Here is a 15,555-nt window from a genome sequence, read left to right as displayed (position 1 = left end):
GATCATAGCCAGTGCGTCCCTCCACTGCGTGTGTAGGCTCGGCCCCATGGCGTTCGACTGGTCGCAGTTCTACGAGGAGCAGGGCGGCCGCGGTGTGCGGCCCACGTTCCAGAGCGCGCTGGTCGCGTGGGATGCCGACGGCGACGGACGTCCGGGGGATGCGATCGACCTCGGCTGCGGCGACGGCGTCGAGACCCGGAACCTCGCGGAGCGGGGCTGGCGCGTTCTCGCCGTCGACTCCGATCCGGGCGTCGAGCAGCGCGTGCGCTCCGGACTCTCGCCCGAGGCGTCGTCGCGCGTGACGGTGCGCCGCGCCTCCTTCGAGCAGCTCGGCGAACTCCCCGAGGCTGACCTCGTCTATGCCGGATTCGCGCTCCCGTTCTGCGACGAGAGCCACTTCCCCTACCTCTGGGCGGACCTGCGCGAGGCGCTGCGGCCGGGCGGCCTGTTCGCCGGCGAGCTGTTCGGCCCGCACGACGAGTGGGCCGGCCGCCCGGGGATGAGCTTCCACGACCGCACTCAGGTCGAGGGCATGCTGGCCGGGATGGACGTGCTGCAACTGGTCGAGGACGACCGCCGCGGCATGTCGTTCGAGGGCCCGAAGCACTGGCACGTGTTCCACATCGTCGCCCGGGCCTGATCCGGCCCGGCCGCGGCCGGCTCCGGCCGCGGCCGGCTCAGGCGGCGGTCAGCCAGACGGCGCCGAGGGCGAGGGCGGCGATCAGCGCCCACGACGCGAGCCCCGTCGCCAGGGCACGCCAGCCCGTGCCGACCAGCGTGCGGAGCCGCACGGCGGTGCCGAGCCCGAACAGCGCCATGGCGAGCAGGATGGTCTGCAGCGTGTCCGCGCCGCCGGTCACCGCGGGCGGCAGCGGCACGAACGTCCGCACGAGCACGGCGGCGAGGAACCCCGCCACGAACAGCGGGACGATCGCCGGGCGCTTCGCCGCCGGGTCGCCCTCCACGTGCCGCCGGCGTTCGACGACGGCCGCCACGGCGACCATCGGCGCGAGCATCAGCACGCGCGTCAGCTTGACGACGACCGCGACGGAGAGCGCCGCGGCGCCGGCGAGCTGGGCGGTCGCAACGACCTGACCGACGTCGTGCACGCCGGCGCCCACCCAGTGCCCGAACTGCAGCGCATCCAGCCCGAGCGGATGCCACAGCAGCGGCAGCACGAAGATCGCCAGCGTGCCGCACAGTGTGACCAGGGCGACCGGGGTCGCGGCCTCCTCATCCTTCGGCTTGACCACACCGCTCATGGCACCGATCGCTGAGGCGCCGCAGATCGAGAACCCGGTCGCGATGAGCAGCGGCTGGTGGCCCGGCAGCCCCAGCAGCCGTCCGATCCAGAACGTCCCGGCGAAGCTGATCAGCACCACGGCGACGGTGGATGCGATGGCCGCCCAGCCGAGGCCGGCGATGTCGCCCAGGCTCAGCTTCAGCCCGAGCAGCACGACGCCGATCCGCATCAGCCGCTTGGCGCTGACGGACAGCCCTGGTGCGAGCGGGCCGTTGAGGGCCGGCCGGGCGACCGGCAGCTGTCCCACCACGATGCCGAGCACCACCGCGGCCGTCAGCAGCGGCACGGCCGGCACCAGCCAGTGCACCGCCCAGGCGGCGGCGGCCGCGACCGCGCAGACGACGAGGCCCGGGAGCCAGGGGAGCGGACGGCGGACGGTCGAGGGCGGCATGCTCACCAACCCATTCTGGCGAGCCCTCCGTCAGAGCGCGGACAGCAGCCGCGTGCCGTCCGGAACGCCGAGGCCGGTGCAGGCGTCCCAGCCGGGCGTCGCCGCGTACGCTCCGTTGTCGCCGGCGGTGATGTCGCGGAAGCCCGACGCCACCTGGCCGGCCCCGACGGAGTCGTACAGCACCGGCTGCGCCAATCCGAGCGGTCTGCCCGTGGACTGCGCGAGGCGGGCGACCAGGGCCGCCCAGAGCGGCGCGACCGCGCTCGTCCCGCCGATCACCGTGTCCTGCCCGTCGACGCGGATGCGGTACCCGGTCTGCGGGTCGGCCACGGCCGAGACGTCCGGGACGCCGCGTCCGCCCGGGCCGTTCGCGGTGCCGCCCGCGTCCGTCCCGTCCGCGCCGGAGGGGACGCCGACGCCCTTCTGCCACGCGGGCAGCGGGAAGACCGCGCTGACGCCTCCGCCGGTCGCACCGCCTCCCGTCCCGTTGTTCCACACCGTCTCCGAGCGCACCGCGCCGGTCGCGGTGTCGGCCTCCAGCCGCGTGCCGCCGCAGGCCAGGGCGTGCGGCGACGAGGCGGGGAAGTCGACGTGGGGCCGTCCGTCGCCCACCCGGTCGCTGCTGCCGTCGTCGCCCGCGGCTGCGGTCGTGGTGACGCCGAGGGCGGCCGCGTCCTGCAGCGCCTGGTCGAAGGCCTGGCGGGCCTGCGCCGTCCACTGGTCCTCCGACTGGCCCCAGCTGATGCTGATCGCCGCGGGCGTGGGGTCGGCGTGGGCGGCGGTGCTGACGGCGTTCAGGAAGCCCGCGTCGGTGTTGGGCGCGAAGTAGACGACGATCTTCGCGCCGGGGGCGAGGGCGCCGGCCACTTCGATGTCGAGCATCACCTCGCCGTCCGCGCCGTTCGGGTTGCCGTCCGGCGCGTTCGACCCGCCGTCCACGCCCACGGCCGTGACCGACGGGGTGGGGATGCCGAGCTCCCTGAAGTAGGTGTCGAGGTCCGACTGGACGTAGCCGCCGCCCAGCTCGATGATCGCGATGGTCTGGCCGCTGCCGTCCGTGCCCTCCGGGAAGGAGTAGACCGCGCCCAGCTGCGGCGGCGTGTAGCTCGTGCTCACGGCCGCCGCCGGCACGTAGCGGAACTGCGCGCGCGCCTGCGGCCGGTCGTCGAGGCCGAGCACCGCGGTCACGACCCCGGAGAGCGCCGCCGGGATGCTCAGGCCGCCCGAACGCTGCCGGTACGTACGGGCGTTATCGGCATCGCCCTCGCGCGTCGATTGGGCGAGGTCGGTGCCGAACACCCGCGCGACGGTCTGCACGGGGCCGGACACCCGTACGCGCCGGGCCCCCGCATCCACCTCATCCACGGTGAGGCCTGCACCCTCGAGCGTCTGCCGGACCAGCTGCACGTCCTCCGGCGACGCGCCGTACCGATCCGCCAGCTCCTCGCGGCTCAGCGGGTGCGCGAAGACGCTCTCGGGCAGTTCGGCGCGGCGGCGGAGCACCAGGGTCGCCTCGACGCGCGAGTCGGGAGCCAGGCCGCCGTGCGCCTGGAAGCCCGGCCGGGCGGGGCGCTCGCTGCCGGGAAGGGGGACGAGATCGAGAGGGTTGTCGGCATCGGTCATACCACTCGGTCTACCACCGCCCTCCGACATCCGTGAGGGACGCGGTCAGACCCAGCTGGGCAGCCACATGTGGATCTGCCAGAACCAGAACGGCACCTGCTGACCGGTCCAGATCGGCCAGAAGAACGCACTCACCACGGCGCAGAGCCCGAGGAAGGCGCCCGTCCAGACGATCCCGCGCCGTCGTCTCGGCTCCGGGTCGGTGCGGGTGCCCAGCACCATCCCGATCACCGCCGCGAGCGCCAGGATGAGGTACGGCTCGAAGGCGATCGAGTAGAAGGTGAAGATGGTCCGGGCCATGTAGAGCCACCACGGCAGGTAGCCCGCCGCCAGCCCGGTGAGGATCAGCCCGATGCGCCAATCGCGTGTGCGCACCAGCCAGTACACGAGGAACAGGATCGCGGCCGTGCCCGCCCACCAGATCAGCGGGTTGCCGAGCGAGGTGATCGCCGCCGAGCAGGACGCGGACGCGCATCCGCTCTGCCCCTGCGTCGTGCCGACGTAGTACATGCTCGTCGGCCGCAGCATCAGCGGCCACGTCAAGGGATTCGACTGGTACGGGTGCGGAGTTGCCAGATGGATGCTGTAGCCGTACATCTCCGTCTGGTAGTGCCAGAGGTTCTGGATCCAGACCGGCACCCAGCGCAGCGCGCCCGACCACTGCATGTGCACCGACTCGGCCCAGTGCCGGTAGTAGCCGTCCTTCGAGAGGATCCAGCCCGTCCACGTCGCCACGTACGCGACGAACGCGAGCGGCACCGTCAGCACGAAGGTCGCGGGCGCCTGCTTGAGCAGCGCTCCGCTGATGTAGAAGGGCAGCTTCTCTCGGCGGCGCGCCACCGCATCCACGATCACCGTGTAGACGGCGAAGAACGCGAGGAAGTAGAACCCGGTCCACTTCACCCCGGCGCACAGCCCGCACAGGATGCCCGCGGCGATCAGCCACGGACGCCACCACAGCACCGGCCCCCACGCCGGGTCGCGCCCCTTCGAGCTGATCGCGGCGACCCGTGCCGACAGTCGGTCTGCCGCCCACCTCCGGTCGAGCAGGATGCAGCAGAACGCCAGCAGCGCGAAGAACATCACGAAGTTGTCGAGCAGCGCGACGCGGCTCATCACGATGGCGTGCCCGTCGATCGCGAACAGGAAGCCGGCGATCGTGGCGATCACCGTCGACCGGAACAGCGCCCGCGCGATGAGGAACACAAGCAGCACCGCGATGGTGCCGACGACCGCGGTCGCGATGCGCCAGCCGAACGAGTTGCCGGCGCCGGTCGCGGCCATGCCGAGGCCGATCAACCACTTGCCGAGCGGTGGATGCGCGACGAACGAGGGGTCGGACGAGAAGATCTGCGTGTGGCCGGCGGCGAAGCGCGGGTCGGCCTTGTCCGGCCAGCTGCCCTCGTAGCCGAGGTTCCAGGTCGTCCACGCATCCTTCACGTAGAAGGTCTCGTCGAACACCAGCGAGTGCGGCTGGCCGAGGTTCCACATCCGCAGGATCGCCGCCAGCAGCGTCACGCCGAGCGGCGCGCCCCAGTACCAGAGCCGCATCCGGGCCGGGGTGCGCAGCACGCGCGCCCACCAGTCGTCGAGGCGGGTGCCGACTCGTCCCGGGGCAGCGTGCGCGGCCGGGACGGCGGTCGGAGGAGCGGAGGTCACCAGGCAATGCTAGGGGCGAAGCCTCCACAACACCTTTCGGCTGACAGACTGGGGGCCATGATCATCCTCGCCGCCACCCCGATCGGAAACCTGGGCGACGCCTCGCGCCGCCTGGTCGAGGTGCTCGATGCGGCGACCGTCGTCGCGGCGGAGGACACGCGCGTCGCCCAGCGGCTGCTGGCGGGCCTCGGCGTCGAGAACCGGCCGCGCCTGATCGCGCTGCACGACCACAACGAGCGCGATCGTGCGGGTGAGCTCGTGGAACTCGCGCGCGATCAGGATGTGGTGCTGCTGTCGGACGCCGGCATGCCGACCGTCTCCGACCCCGGCTTCCACCTCGTCGAGGCCGCGGCCGCCGCGGGCGTCGGGGTCACCGCGCTGCCCGGGCCCTCCGCCGTGCTCACGGCGCTCGCCGTCTCGGGGCTGCCGACCGACCGCTTCACCTTCGAGGGCTTCCTGCCGCGCAAGCAGGGGAGCGCACCTCGGCGCTCCGTGCGCTCGCCGCGGAACCCCGCACCATGGTGTTCTTCGAGTCGCCGAACCGGCTCGCCGCCTCCCTTCAGGACATCGCAGCGGTCATGGGCGAGGACCGGCGGGTGGTGGTCTGCCGCGAGCTCACGAAGCTGTACGAGGAGGTGCGGCGCGGCACCGCCGCGGCCCTCGCCGAGTGGGCGGCGGAGGGCGTGCGCGGGGAGATCGTGGTGGTCGTCGCCGGCGCGCCCGCGCGGGCGGCCGACCCGGAGGCGGCGGTGGAGCAGGTGCTCGCCCTGGTGGCCTCCGGCACCCGGCTCAAGGACGCCGCGGCGGAGGTCGCCGAGGCCACCGGACTGGGCAAGCGGGACTTGTACCAGGCGGCACTCGCACGGCGTTCTCCACAGGCGGAGTAATACGCGGGATGGGGCCTCCGCGCGCCTCTAGGATGGTCACCATGTCCGATGGCTCCTCCTTCTACATCACCACGCCGATCTTCTACGTGAATGATGTCCCGCACATCGGGCATGCCTACACGGAGGTCGCCGCCGACGTGCTCGCCCGCTGGCACCGCCAGGCCGGCGACGACACCTGGCTGCTGACCGGCACCGACGAGCACGGCCAGAAGATCCTGCGCACGGCGACGGCCAACGGCACCACGCCCAAGGAGTGGGCGGACAAGCTCGTGGGCGAGGAGTGGCTGCCGCTCCTGAAGACGATCGACATCTCGAACGACGACTTCATCCGCACCACCGACGAGCGCCACGAGGTCAACGTCCAGAAGTTCCTGCAGAAGCTCTACGACGACGGCTACATCTACGCCGGCGAGTACGAGGCGCTCTACTGCGTGGGCTGCGAGGAGTTCAAGCCGCAGAGCGAGATCGTCGACGGCACGGGGGAGTACGAGGGCCAGAAGGTCTGCGCCATCCACTCGAAGCCGCTGGAGCTGCTGCAGGAGAAGAACTACTTCTTCCGGATGAGCCAGTTCGCCGACCGGCTGCTCTCGCTCTACGAGGAGCGGCCCGACTTCGTGCAGCCCGAGTCGGCGCGCAACGAGGTCGTCAGCTTCGTGCGCCAGGGACTCAGCGACCTCTCCATCTCGCGGTCCAGCTTCGACTGGGGCATCAAGGTGCCGTGGGACGAGTCGCACGTCGTCTACGTCTGGTTCGACGCGCTGCTCAACTACATCACCGCGGTCGGCTACGGCCAGGACGACGAGGAGTTCGCCCGGCGCTGGCCCGCGAACCACCTGGTGGGCAAAGACATCCTGCGCTTCCACGCGGTCATCTGGCCGGCGATGCTGATGGCCGCGGGGCTCGACGTGCCCAAGCGCGTCTTCGGCCACGGCTGGCTGCTCGTCGGCGGCGAGAAGATGTCCAAGTCGAAGCTGACCGGCATCGCTCCGACGCAGATCACGGACACCTTCGGGTCCGACGCCTTCCGCTACTACTTCATGCGCGCGATCAACTTCGGCCAGGACGGCTCGTTCAGCTGGGAGAATCTGGCCGCCCGCTACCAGGCGGAACTCGCCAACGGCTTCGGCAACCTCGCCTCGCGGGTGATCGCGATGGTGACGCGTTACTACTCCGGCGTGGTGCCGCCCGCGGGCGAGTACCAGGAGGTCGACCGTCACGTGCAGGAGGTCGTGCGCACCGCGGCGGCCGATGCCGACGCGGCGATCTCACGGCTGGCGATCCACGACGCACTGACCGCGATCTGGCGCATCGTCGACGAGCTCAACGGGTACATCACCGAGCAGGAGCCGTGGACGCTGGCGAAGGACGACGCGCAGCGGGAGCGGCTCGGCACCGTGCTGTACACGGCCGCCGAGGGGCTGCGTTCGCTCGCCGTGCTGCTCTCGCCGGTCATCCCGGAGGCCACCACCAAGCTCTGGGAGGCGCTCGGCGTCGAGAGCGAGCTGGGCGCGCTCGGCGCGCAGCGGCTGCGGACCGCGGGCGACTGGGGTCAGCTGCCGGCCGGCACGGAGGTCAACGGGCTCGAAGCGCTGTTCCCGCGGATCGATGCGGAGGCGGTCGCCGCGGTATGACGGACCCGTCCTTCGTCCGGCAGCGGCATGTCACCGACGGCCGCGACCTGGCGTACCCTCCGCTGCCCGAGGCGCTGACCGTCCCCGTCTACGACAACCACACGCACCTCGAGATTGCGGACAGCGAGCAGCCGCTGGACTACCGGGAGCAGCTCGACCGGGCGTCCAGCGTGGGCGTGCGCGGAGTGGTGCAGGTCGGCAACGACGTGGAGACGTCGCGCTGGTCGGCGGAGACGGCGGCGATCGAGCCGCGGATGCTCGCCGCCGTCGCCCTGCATCCGAACGACGCCCCGGACTACGCCGAGCGCGGCGAGTTGGATGACGCCCTCGCGGTGATCGCGGAGCTGGCGGGCCGCCCGCGCGTGCGCGCCGTCGGCGAGACCGGGCTGGACTTCTTCCGAACGGAGGAGGGGCTGCGCCGGGAGGCGCAGCTGCGGTCGTTCGAGGCGCACATCGAGATCGCGAAGCAGAACGGCATCGCGTTGCAGATCCACGACCGCGACGCGCACGCCGCCGTCGTCGCGACGCTGAAGCGCGTGGGCGCCCCCGAGCGCACCGTCTTCCACTGCTTCTCCGGCGACGTCGAGCTCGCGCGGATCTGCGCCGACAACGGCTGGTACATGTCCTTCGCGGGAAACGTCACGTTCAAGAACGCGCCGAACCTGCGCGAGGCCCTCGCCGTCGCGCCGCGCGACCTCATCATGGTCGAGACGGATGCGCCGTTCCTCACGCCGATGCCGTTCCGCGGCCGGCCGAACGCGCCGTACCTCATCCCGCACACGCTGCGGGCGATGGCCGAGGTGCTCGGCACGGACGCGTCGACGCTCGCCGCGCAGATCAACTCCAACACCGAGCTGGTCTACGGCCGGTGGGACAGCGAGCCGGTCGGCCCGCCGCCCACCCGGCCGATCGGGATCATCGCGTGACCGAGGTGCGCCTGCTCGGGCCCGCCGAGATCCGCGACCTCGCCGAGCTGCTCGACGTGACCCCGACGAAGAAGCTCGGCCAGAACTTCGTCATCGACGCCAACACCGTGCGCCGCATCGTGCGCGTCGCGGAGGTGCAGTCGGGCGACCGCGTGGTCGAGATCGGACCGGGTCTCGGCTCGCTCACCCTCGGTCTGCTCGAGGCCGGCGCCGACGTGATCGCCGTCGAGATCGACGGCCGCCTCGCCGCACAGCTGCCCGTGACCGTCTCCCAGCTCGCGCCGGATGCGGCCGCCCGGCTGACGGTCGTGCACCGCGACGCGCTCGCCGTGACCGAGCTCCCGGCCGACCCGGTGCGCCTCGTGGCCAACCTGCCGTACAACATCTCCGTGCCGGTGCTGCTGCACTTCCTGGAGCGCTTCCCGTCCCTCCGTTCCGGCGTCGTCATGGTGCAGGCGGAGGTCGGTCACCGCATCGCGGCCCAGCCCGGCTCGAAGGTCTATGGCGCGCCGAGCGTCAAGGCCGCCTGGTACGGCGCGTGGCGCACGGCGGGTTCCGTCAGTCGCCAGATCTTCTGGCCGGTGCCGAACGTCGACTCCGTGCTCGTCGGCTTCGAGCGCCACGACGAGCAGCCCGGTGACGAGACCCTCCGCCGCCGCACGTTCGCCCTCGTCGACGCCGCCTTCCAGCAGCGCCGGAAGACGCTCCGCCAGGCGCTCGCGCCCGTCTTCGGCGACCCCACCTCGGCCGCGACGGCGCTGCAGGCGGCGGGCCTCGACCCGAGCCTCCGCGGTGAGCAGCTGACTCTCGCCGACTTCGTGCGCATCGCGTCCGTCCCGGCCGGCTAGTCCGCAGCCCTCGCCTCGTCGGTCGCGGTCGCGTCGTCCGTCCCGCGCGCGTCGTCCGTCCTGCTCGCGTCGTCCGCCCAGCCGACGCACAGCGATGAGTCCGCAGGGTGTGTAGGTTGGAGGCATGGTGGACGCGTGGGCCGTTGACAGCGTGCACGTTCGTGCTCCCGGCAAGATCAACGTCTTCATGCGCGTCGGCGCGGTCATGGAGGACGGCTACCACGACGTCGCGACCGCCTACCAGGCCGTCTCGCTGTACGAGGACGTCCGCGCCTACGCGGACGACGAATTCTCCGTGAGCTTCGGCGGCAGCATCGACACGAGCTCCCTGCCGGTCGACGATTCGAACCTGGCGATCAAGGCCGCCCGGCTGCTGGCTACTCGGACCGGCTACACCGGCGGCGTGCGCCTGGAGATCGACAAGCACGTCCCTGTCGCCGGCGGCATGGGCGGCGGCTCGGCGGACGCCGCGGCCACCCTGGTCGCCTGCGACGCGCTGTGGGGGACGGACATCGGCCGGGAGGAGCTGCTCGCGCTGGCGGCCCGTCTCGGGGCCGACGTGCCGTTCGCGCTCGTCGGCGGCACCGCGATCGGGACCGGCCGCGGCGACCGGCTGAGCCCGGCGCTCGCGACCGGCCAGTTCCAGTGGGTGCTCGCCCTGCCGGAGGGCCAATTGAGCACGCCGCGCGTCTACAGCGAGCTCGATCGCCATCGCGAGCGTCACGCCCGCGACATCGCTCCCGCCCAGCTGACCCCGAGCGTCGACTCGGCGGTCCTCCAGGCCCTTCGCGCGGGGGACCCGGCCATGCTGGCCGAGGCGCTCACCAACGACCTGCAGGCCCCGGCCATCCACCTGGTGCCCGAGCTCGCGGACATCATCGAGCTGGGGGAGATGAACGGCGCGCTGGCCGGCATCGTCTCCGGGTCCGGCCCGACCGTGGCGTTCCTCGCCGCCGACCTCGACTCGGCGCTCGACCTGCAGATCGCGCTGAGCGCATCCCGGATCAAGGCCGTGCGCGCGACCGGTCCGGTACACGGCGCACGCATCATCGGGGACTGAGCGGGGCGACCGGACTGGCCGGGCCGACCGGAGTGACCGGACGCTGCGGCGGCAGGAGCAGGGCGGGTTCATACCGGTAGCCTCGCGAGCGACAGGGCCCCGCCGGCGCCGAACTGGCGATCTGTGGAGAACTTGCCGCCGGAACGGCCTCCTGTGCAACGAAGGAAGACCGGCCGCGAATCTCCGACGTACCGCGGTGCGGATGGAGAATCGAACGCGAGCCGGCCGAATCTCCGACGCAACCCGGCCGCGTCTCCGACGTGGGCAGGCCGCCGCACACGACGGGACCGCCGCCGATGGCACCCGCGGATGCCCGGCCGACGACACGCGTCGGGTTGAGACGATTCGTCGATTGCGGGAAACGTATCCGCGCACCGGGGCCGGGCATCCCAGGTGGTTTTCACCCTAGCCGCGGCTCCCACGACACTCCCAGCCGGGCGGCGGAAACCGTCAAGACTTGACGGGCCTCCGCCGCGAGAGCGTCCGCAGGTCCCGCCGCGATCGCAGCCCGAGCTTGGAGAGGATGTTGCGCACGTGGAAGTTCACGGTCGTGACCGACACGTACAGGCGCTCCGCGATCTCCTTGTTCGTCATGCCCGCGGCCAGCGCGTGCGCCACCTGCCGCTCGCGCGTGGTCAGCGTCGCGAGAGGGTCGGCGGCGGAGGGCTGCACGGGCGACTCGTCGAGCAGACGCAGGGTTCGCGCCAGGTAGCCCGCCGCGCCGAGTCGACGGAACGTCGCGGCGGCGGCCTCGAGGTGGGCGCGCGCCGCGGCGGGGTCGCCCAGCGCGAGGCCGAGGCGGCCGGCATCGGACGCGGCGACGGCCTGCGGGAACGGGAACAGCGCCGCCCCCGGCTCGTCGACCGCGTCCCGGTACGCGGTGAACGCCTCGGCAGCGCGACCCTCCGCCTCCAGCACCCGTCCCTCCAGCCAGCGCAGCGACCCGTAGTAGGGCCGCCACAGACCCGGGGCCGCGCAGCGCTCATAGTCGGCGCGAGCTTCCGCCGGCCGTCCGAGCGCGGCCAGCGCATCCACCCGGTAGGTCAGCCAGCCGAGCGTCGAGCCGCGTGAGGCGGCCGCCGCGGCCTCGTCCGCCGCGGCCAGCTGCTCCTCCGGCCGGCCGAGGGCTCGCGCCAACTCCGCGCGCGCCAGGTACGGCAGGTCGCCGTCGTACGAGCCGGTGATCCGCGGGTCGGCGGCGGCCGCCGCGCGCAGCCGCTCCTCGACCGCCTCCGCTTCGCCGCGGCCGGCGCGCACGAGCGCGGACGTCCACAGGGCGATCGGCCAGCAGGACAGATCGGTCTCGTCGAGGGCGAGCGCCACGGCGGTGTCGGCGAGGGTGACCGACTCCTCCCATTCGCCGGTCAGGAACAGGAGGTGCGCGTGCATCGTGCGCGCGAATCCGGCCGTCCAGCTGCTCGGGAACCGGCGCACGAGCTCGCAGGCGCGGGCGAGGTCCCCCGTGCGCGTCCGATGTCGCCGGTGATGATGAACACACGCGACCGGGTCACCAGAGCGTCGACCGCCGCCGGCGACTCGTGCCCGGCGAGCAGCTCGTCCAGCTCTGCCGTGAGCGGTTCGAACAGCTCGGGACGGCGGGCGTGGATGGCGGAGTTGACGGCCCAGCCGAGGAGCCGCATCAGATCGTCCTGCGGGGCGGCCAGCCAGCGGAGGGCCGGATCGGCGACCTCGGCGGGCGAGGGGCTGTCGGCGATGTGGCGGCGGGCCGCATCCAGGTGGTCGAGCACGCCCGCGAAGTCGCCCATGGCCATCTGCACCTTGGGCAGCGCCTCCGCCACGTGCGACCGGAGCGCCCGCTCGTCCGGGGTCACGGCGGGTCGCTGCTCGAACGCCAGCGCCAGCGCGAGCGCCCCGGGCACGTCGCGCGAGAGCGTCCGCAGTTCGAGCAGCACCGCATCCCGGGTCGGCGACGGCTGCATCGCCTCGAACGCGGGCCGAAGCTCCAGGATGCGCTCGTGCATCCGGAACCGCATCGCGATGAGCCCGAGCTCGATCAGCGCCCGGTCGGCCGCCGGCCCCGAGGCGAGATCGACGGCGGAGCGGGCGTAGCTGAGCGCCTGCTCCGCCTGACCGAGGTCGGACACGGTGAGGGCCGCCCCGAGCAGCTCGTCCACCAGGGTCGGGTCGGTGCGATCGGCCGCCTCCACCCGGTGCCGCAGGGCCCGGTGACCGGAGAGCACGTCGGCGGCGACGCGGTGGATGGCGCCCCGGCGCGTGAGCGGGACCTCGGCCGCCAGGGCGTCGGCGAGGATGGCGTGCGCGGGCTCGACACGGACCACCCCGTCGCGCGTCTCGGCGAGGACCAGGCCGCGGGCGACCGCGCCGTGCACGTCCACATCCACGCCGAGGCGGTCGGCGATGGTGCCCACGACCGGCAGCGGCAGCGGGTCGCGCAGCACCGCGACGAGTTCGGCCGCCGCGCGGACGGACGGCTGGGCGCCCTCCAACGACGCGGAGATCGCCGTCGAGAGCGGCGTGATGGCGCCCGCGGGGAGGTCCCAGCCGGCCGGATGCAGCGCCTGCGCGAACGTGTCGCGCAGCTGGCCGAGCAGCACGCTGAGCAGCAGGGGCGAGCCCTGCGTGGCCTCGGTGAGGCGCGTCGCCGTGCGCCGGGACACCGGGTGGCCCAGGATGTGGCGCGCCAGTTCCTGGGTGTCGCCCACGGTCAGCGGCGTCAGCTCGACGCGGCCGTGGTTGGTCGTCGTCGAGGCGATGTCGTCGAAGAGCGCGGTGACGCTGCTCGGCTGCGGGCGGGTCGCCGCAGTGAAGAGGAAGCTCTGGTCGGCCAGGCGCCGCACCAGGAAGCGCAGTGCCCGCGCCGAGGGCTCGTCGACCCACTGCGCGTCGTCCACGATGAGGCACACCGGCCCGTCGATCGCGTCGATGGCGTCGAGCAGCAGTCGGCCGACGGTGAGCGGGTCGTCGCCCGGGTCGGGCGTCCGGATGGCGGCGGCCGCGGCGCCGCGGCGGGCTCCGCGCATCCCGTTCAGCCCTCGGACCAGAGTCTCGACGGTCGCGTAGGCGAGGTCGGACTCGAAGGAGTCCGCGTGGACGCGCAGCACCGTCCACCCCTCGAGCCGCTCCGCGACGTCGGCCAGCAGGGCTGTCTTCCCGAGCCCGGCCTCGCCGGTGACGAGCAGGGCGCCACCGTGCTCGCGGGCCCGGTGTGCGACCAGGAGCATCGTCTCCCGGGCGCGGTCGCGTCCGAACAGGGGCCGTGGATCGACCGCCCGTCTGTCGTCGCTCACGTGCCGCTCCATCCCCGTCGGCCGCGTCGGGTCGGGTGCGCGACCGATTATCGGATCATCCCACAGGCGGCGACGCGTCTCGTTCCCCAGTCCGGGGGTGCGGGAGGGCGGCGTGCGTGCGCCGGAAGCCCGCTGGGCCGCTCAGCCTTCGAGCTGCTCGGAGAGCTCCAGCCACCGCGTCTCAAGGTCCGCGATCTCGCCCTCCAGCGCCCGGAGCTCGTCCGTGAGACGGCCGAGGCCCACGTAGTCGCTCTGGTCGTGGCGGGCCAGCTCCTCGTGCTTCGCGGCGACCTGGTCGGTCACCTTGGCGAGCCGCCGGTCGAGGGCGGTGAGCTCCTTCTCGGCGGTGCGCAGGGCGGCGCCGGTGAGCGCGGGCGTGACCGGACTGGTGGATGCGGCCGTCGCGCCCGGCGTCGCGCTCTCCGCCCGCCGCAGCCGCAGGTACTCGTCCACGCCGCCGGGCAGGTGCCGCAGCCGGCCGTCGAGCACCGCGTACTGCTGGTCGGTGACCCGCTCCAGCAGGTAGCGGTCGTGCGAGACGACGAGCAGCGTCCCGGGCCAGGAGTCGAGCAGGTCCTCCATCGCCGCGAGCATGTCGGTGTCGAGGTCGTTGGTGGGCTCGTCGAGGATCAGCACGTTGGGCTCGTCGAGCAGGATGAGCAGCAGCTGGAGGCGGCGCTTCTGGCCGCCCGACAGATCCTTCACCGGGGTGGAGAGCTGCGCATTCGAGAAGCCGAGCCGCTCGAGCAGCTGGCCGGGCGAGAGCTCCTTGCCGCCGGCGAGGTAGGTCGAGCGCTTGCCGGCGACGACGGCGCTGACCCGTTCCTCTTGCACGTCGTCGAGCTCGGAGAGCTGCTGGGTCAGTGTCGCGATCCTGACCGTCTTGCCGCGCTTCACGCGGCCGGAGTCGGGCGTGACCGTGCCGGCGACGAGGCCCAGCAGCGTCGACTTGCCCGCGCCGTTCACGCCGAGGATGCCGGTGCGCTCGCCCGGGGCGATGCGCCACTCCACGTCGCGGAGCACCGTCTTCGGCGGGTAGGAGACGGACACGTCGAGCAGGTCGACGACGTCCTTGCCGAGGCGTGCCGTCGCCAAGCTGGTGAGCTCGACCGTGTCGCGCGGCGGCGGCTCATCGGCGATGAGCACGGCGGCCGCATCCATCCGGAACTTCGGCTTCGACGTGCGCGCAGGAGCGCCGCGGCGCAGCCAGGCCAGCTCCTTGCGCATCAGGTTCTGCCGCTTCGTCTCCGCGACCGCGGCCATCCGGTCGCGCTCGACCCGCTGCAGCACGTAGGCGGCGTACCCGCCCTCGAACGGCTCCACGATGCCGTCGTGCACCTCCCAGGTGGCGGTGGAGACCTCATCCAGGAACCAGCGGTCGTGCGTGACGACCACCAGCGCCCCGGAGGCGGACGGCCAGCGGGCCTTGAGGTGCTGGGCGAGCCAGGCGACGCCCTCCAGGTCGAGGTGGTTGGTCGGCTCGTCCAGGAACAGGATGTCGTGGTCGTGCACCAGCAGCGCGGCCAGTGCCACGCGGCGTCGCTGGCCGCCGGAGAGCTCGCCGATCGTCGCATCCCAGCGGATGTCCGCCACCAGCCCGGCGAGTACGTCGCGGACGCGCGGATCTCCGGCCCACAGGTGCTCCTCGCGGTCGCCGACGATGGCGTGACCGACGGTCAGCTGGGGCGGCAGCTCGTCGCGCTGGTCCAGCATGCCGACCGTGACACCGCGCCGCCGGGTGACCCGGCCGGAGTCGGGCTCGATGCGTCCGGCGAGCAGCTGCAGGAGGGTCGACTTGCCGTCGCCGTTGCGGCCGACCACGCCGATGCGGTCGCCCTCCGAGATGCCGAGGGTGACCGAGTCGAAGACGGTGCGCGTCGGGTACTCGAGGTGCAGCGATTCCGCGCCGAGAAGGTGAGCCATGAGGGTCTCCAGCCTACCGGGGCGGCCGGCACTAG

General features: G+C 72.7%; 11 protein-coding genes and 1 pseudogene. 6 read left to right on the top strand and 6 right to left on the bottom strand.

Going from position 1 to position 15,555, the window contains the following annotated elements; translation table 11 throughout:
* Window positions 1-46 precede the first annotated feature (46 nt).
* Window positions 47-640, top strand: coding sequence for a class I SAM-dependent methyltransferase (locus ACQ86M_RS09435; protein ID WP_431245248.1), 594 nt, complete (start codon window positions 47-49; stop codon window positions 638-640).
* 37 nt (window positions 641-677) lie between these two features.
* On the opposite strand, the gene ACQ86M_RS09430 is transcribed toward ACQ86M_RS09435, so the two are convergent.
* From ACQ86M_RS09430 to ACQ86M_RS09420, 3 genes are read right to left on the bottom strand one after another with little or no spacing between them, the layout of a single operon-like run.
* The gene (locus tag ACQ86M_RS09430; RefSeq protein ID WP_431247873.1) at window positions 678-1,694 is read right to left on the bottom strand and encodes a YeiH family protein; all 1,017 of its coding nucleotides are present in this window, start codon (window positions 1,692-1,694) and stop codon (window positions 678-680) included.
* Between the two features lie 30 nt (window positions 1,695-1,724).
* Entirely contained in the window at window positions 1,725-3,317 is a 1,593-nt protein-coding gene (locus ACQ86M_RS09425) for a S53 family peptidase (RefSeq protein ID WP_431245247.1), read from the bottom strand.
* Window positions 3,318-3,362: 45 nt separating this feature from the next.
* Window positions 3,363-4,976, bottom strand: a complete 1,614-nt coding sequence (locus ACQ86M_RS09420; RefSeq protein ID WP_431245246.1) for a dolichyl-phosphate-mannose--protein mannosyltransferase — start codon at window positions 4,974-4,976, stop codon at window positions 3,363-3,365.
* A gap of 57 nt (window positions 4,977-5,033) precedes the next feature.
* Here ACQ86M_RS09420 and rsmI point away from each other — a divergent pair.
* From rsmI to ACQ86M_RS09395, 5 genes and pseudogenes are all read left to right on the top strand, one after another.
* A pseudogene (gene rsmI, locus ACQ86M_RS09415) lies at window positions 5,034-5,863 on the top strand (16S rRNA (cytidine(1402)-2'-O)-methyltransferase).
* A gap of 41 nt (window positions 5,864-5,904) precedes the next feature.
* Window positions 5,905-7,494, top strand: coding sequence for a methionine--tRNA ligase (gene metG, locus ACQ86M_RS09410; protein ID WP_431245245.1), 1,590 nt, complete (start codon window positions 5,905-5,907; stop codon window positions 7,492-7,494).
* Window positions 7,491-8,420 carry a TatD family hydrolase gene (locus ACQ86M_RS09405; protein WP_431245244.1) on the top strand — a complete coding sequence of 310 codons (930 nt, stop codon included), beginning with the start codon at window positions 7,491-7,493 and terminating at the stop codon, window positions 8,418-8,420. The genes metG and ACQ86M_RS09405 overlap by 4 nt, the downstream gene beginning before the upstream one ends.
* Window positions 8,417-9,268, top strand: coding sequence for a 16S rRNA (adenine(1518)-N(6)/adenine(1519)-N(6))-dimethyltransferase RsmA (gene rsmA, locus ACQ86M_RS09400; protein WP_431245243.1), 852 nt, complete (start codon window positions 8,417-8,419; stop codon window positions 9,266-9,268). Before ACQ86M_RS09405 ends, rsmA begins: the two co-directional genes overlap by 4 nt.
* A 124-nt stretch (window positions 9,269-9,392) precedes the next feature.
* Window positions 9,393-10,328 carry a 4-(cytidine 5'-diphospho)-2-C-methyl-D-erythritol kinase gene (locus tag ACQ86M_RS09395; RefSeq protein ID WP_431218446.1) on the top strand — a complete coding sequence of 312 codons (936 nt, stop codon included), beginning with the start codon at window positions 9,393-9,395 and terminating at the stop codon, window positions 10,326-10,328.
* Window positions 10,329-10,778: 450 nt separating this feature from the next.
* Here ACQ86M_RS09395 and ACQ86M_RS09390 read toward each other — a convergent pair whose 3' ends face one another.
* From ACQ86M_RS09390 to ACQ86M_RS09380, 3 genes are all read right to left on the bottom strand, one after another.
* On the bottom strand, window positions 10,779-11,717 hold the full coding sequence (locus ACQ86M_RS09390; RefSeq protein WP_431245242.1) for a LuxR C-terminal-related transcriptional regulator: 939 nt from the start codon (window positions 11,715-11,717) through the stop codon (window positions 10,779-10,781).
* On the bottom strand, window positions 11,693-13,597 hold the full coding sequence (locus ACQ86M_RS09385; RefSeq protein WP_431245241.1) for an AAA family ATPase: 1,905 nt from the start codon (window positions 13,595-13,597) through the stop codon (window positions 11,693-11,695). Before ACQ86M_RS09385 ends, ACQ86M_RS09390 begins: the two co-directional genes overlap by 25 nt.
* 141 nt (window positions 13,598-13,738) lie before the next feature.
* Complete coding sequence (locus tag ACQ86M_RS09380) at window positions 13,739-15,520, bottom strand: ABC-F family ATP-binding cassette domain-containing protein (protein WP_431245240.1); 1,782 nt, start codon at window positions 15,518-15,520, stop codon at window positions 13,739-13,741.
* Window positions 15,521-15,555: the final 35 nt, after the last annotated feature.

Source organism: Leifsonia xyli subsp. cynodontis (genome assembly GCF_050632205.1).
In the GTDB taxonomy this organism is placed as follows: Bacteria; Actinomycetota; Actinomycetes; order Actinomycetales; family Microbacteriaceae; genus Leifsonia; species Leifsonia xyli_D.
This window is presented reverse-complemented; position numbering and strand designations above follow the sequence as displayed.

Coding starts and splice junctions, on each gene's coding strand:
- ACQ86M_RS09390 (WP_431245242.1), bottom strand. CDS start 11,717: ATGCACGCGCACCTCCTGTTCCTGACCGGCGAATGGGAGGAGTCGGTC.
- ACQ86M_RS09430 (WP_431247873.1), bottom strand. CDS start 1,694: ATGCCGCCCTCGACCGTCCGCCGTCCGCTCCCCTGGCTCCCGGGCCTC.
- ACQ86M_RS09405 (WP_431245244.1), top strand. CDS start 7,491: ATGACGGACCCGTCCTTCGTCCGGCAGCGGCATGTCACCGACGGCCGC.
- ACQ86M_RS09435 (WP_431245248.1), top strand. CDS start 47: ATGGCGTTCGACTGGTCGCAGTTCTACGAGGAGCAGGGCGGCCGCGGT.
- ACQ86M_RS09395 (WP_431218446.1), top strand. CDS start 9,393: ATGGTGGACGCGTGGGCCGTTGACAGCGTGCACGTTCGTGCTCCCGGC.
- metG (WP_431245245.1), top strand. CDS start 5,905: ATGTCCGATGGCTCCTCCTTCTACATCACCACGCCGATCTTCTACGTG.
- ACQ86M_RS09425 (WP_431245247.1), bottom strand. CDS start 3,317: ATGACCGATGCCGACAACCCTCTCGATCTCGTCCCCCTTCCCGGCAGC.
- ACQ86M_RS09380 (WP_431245240.1), bottom strand. CDS start 15,520: ATGGCTCACCTTCTCGGCGCGGAATCGCTGCACCTCGAGTACCCGACG.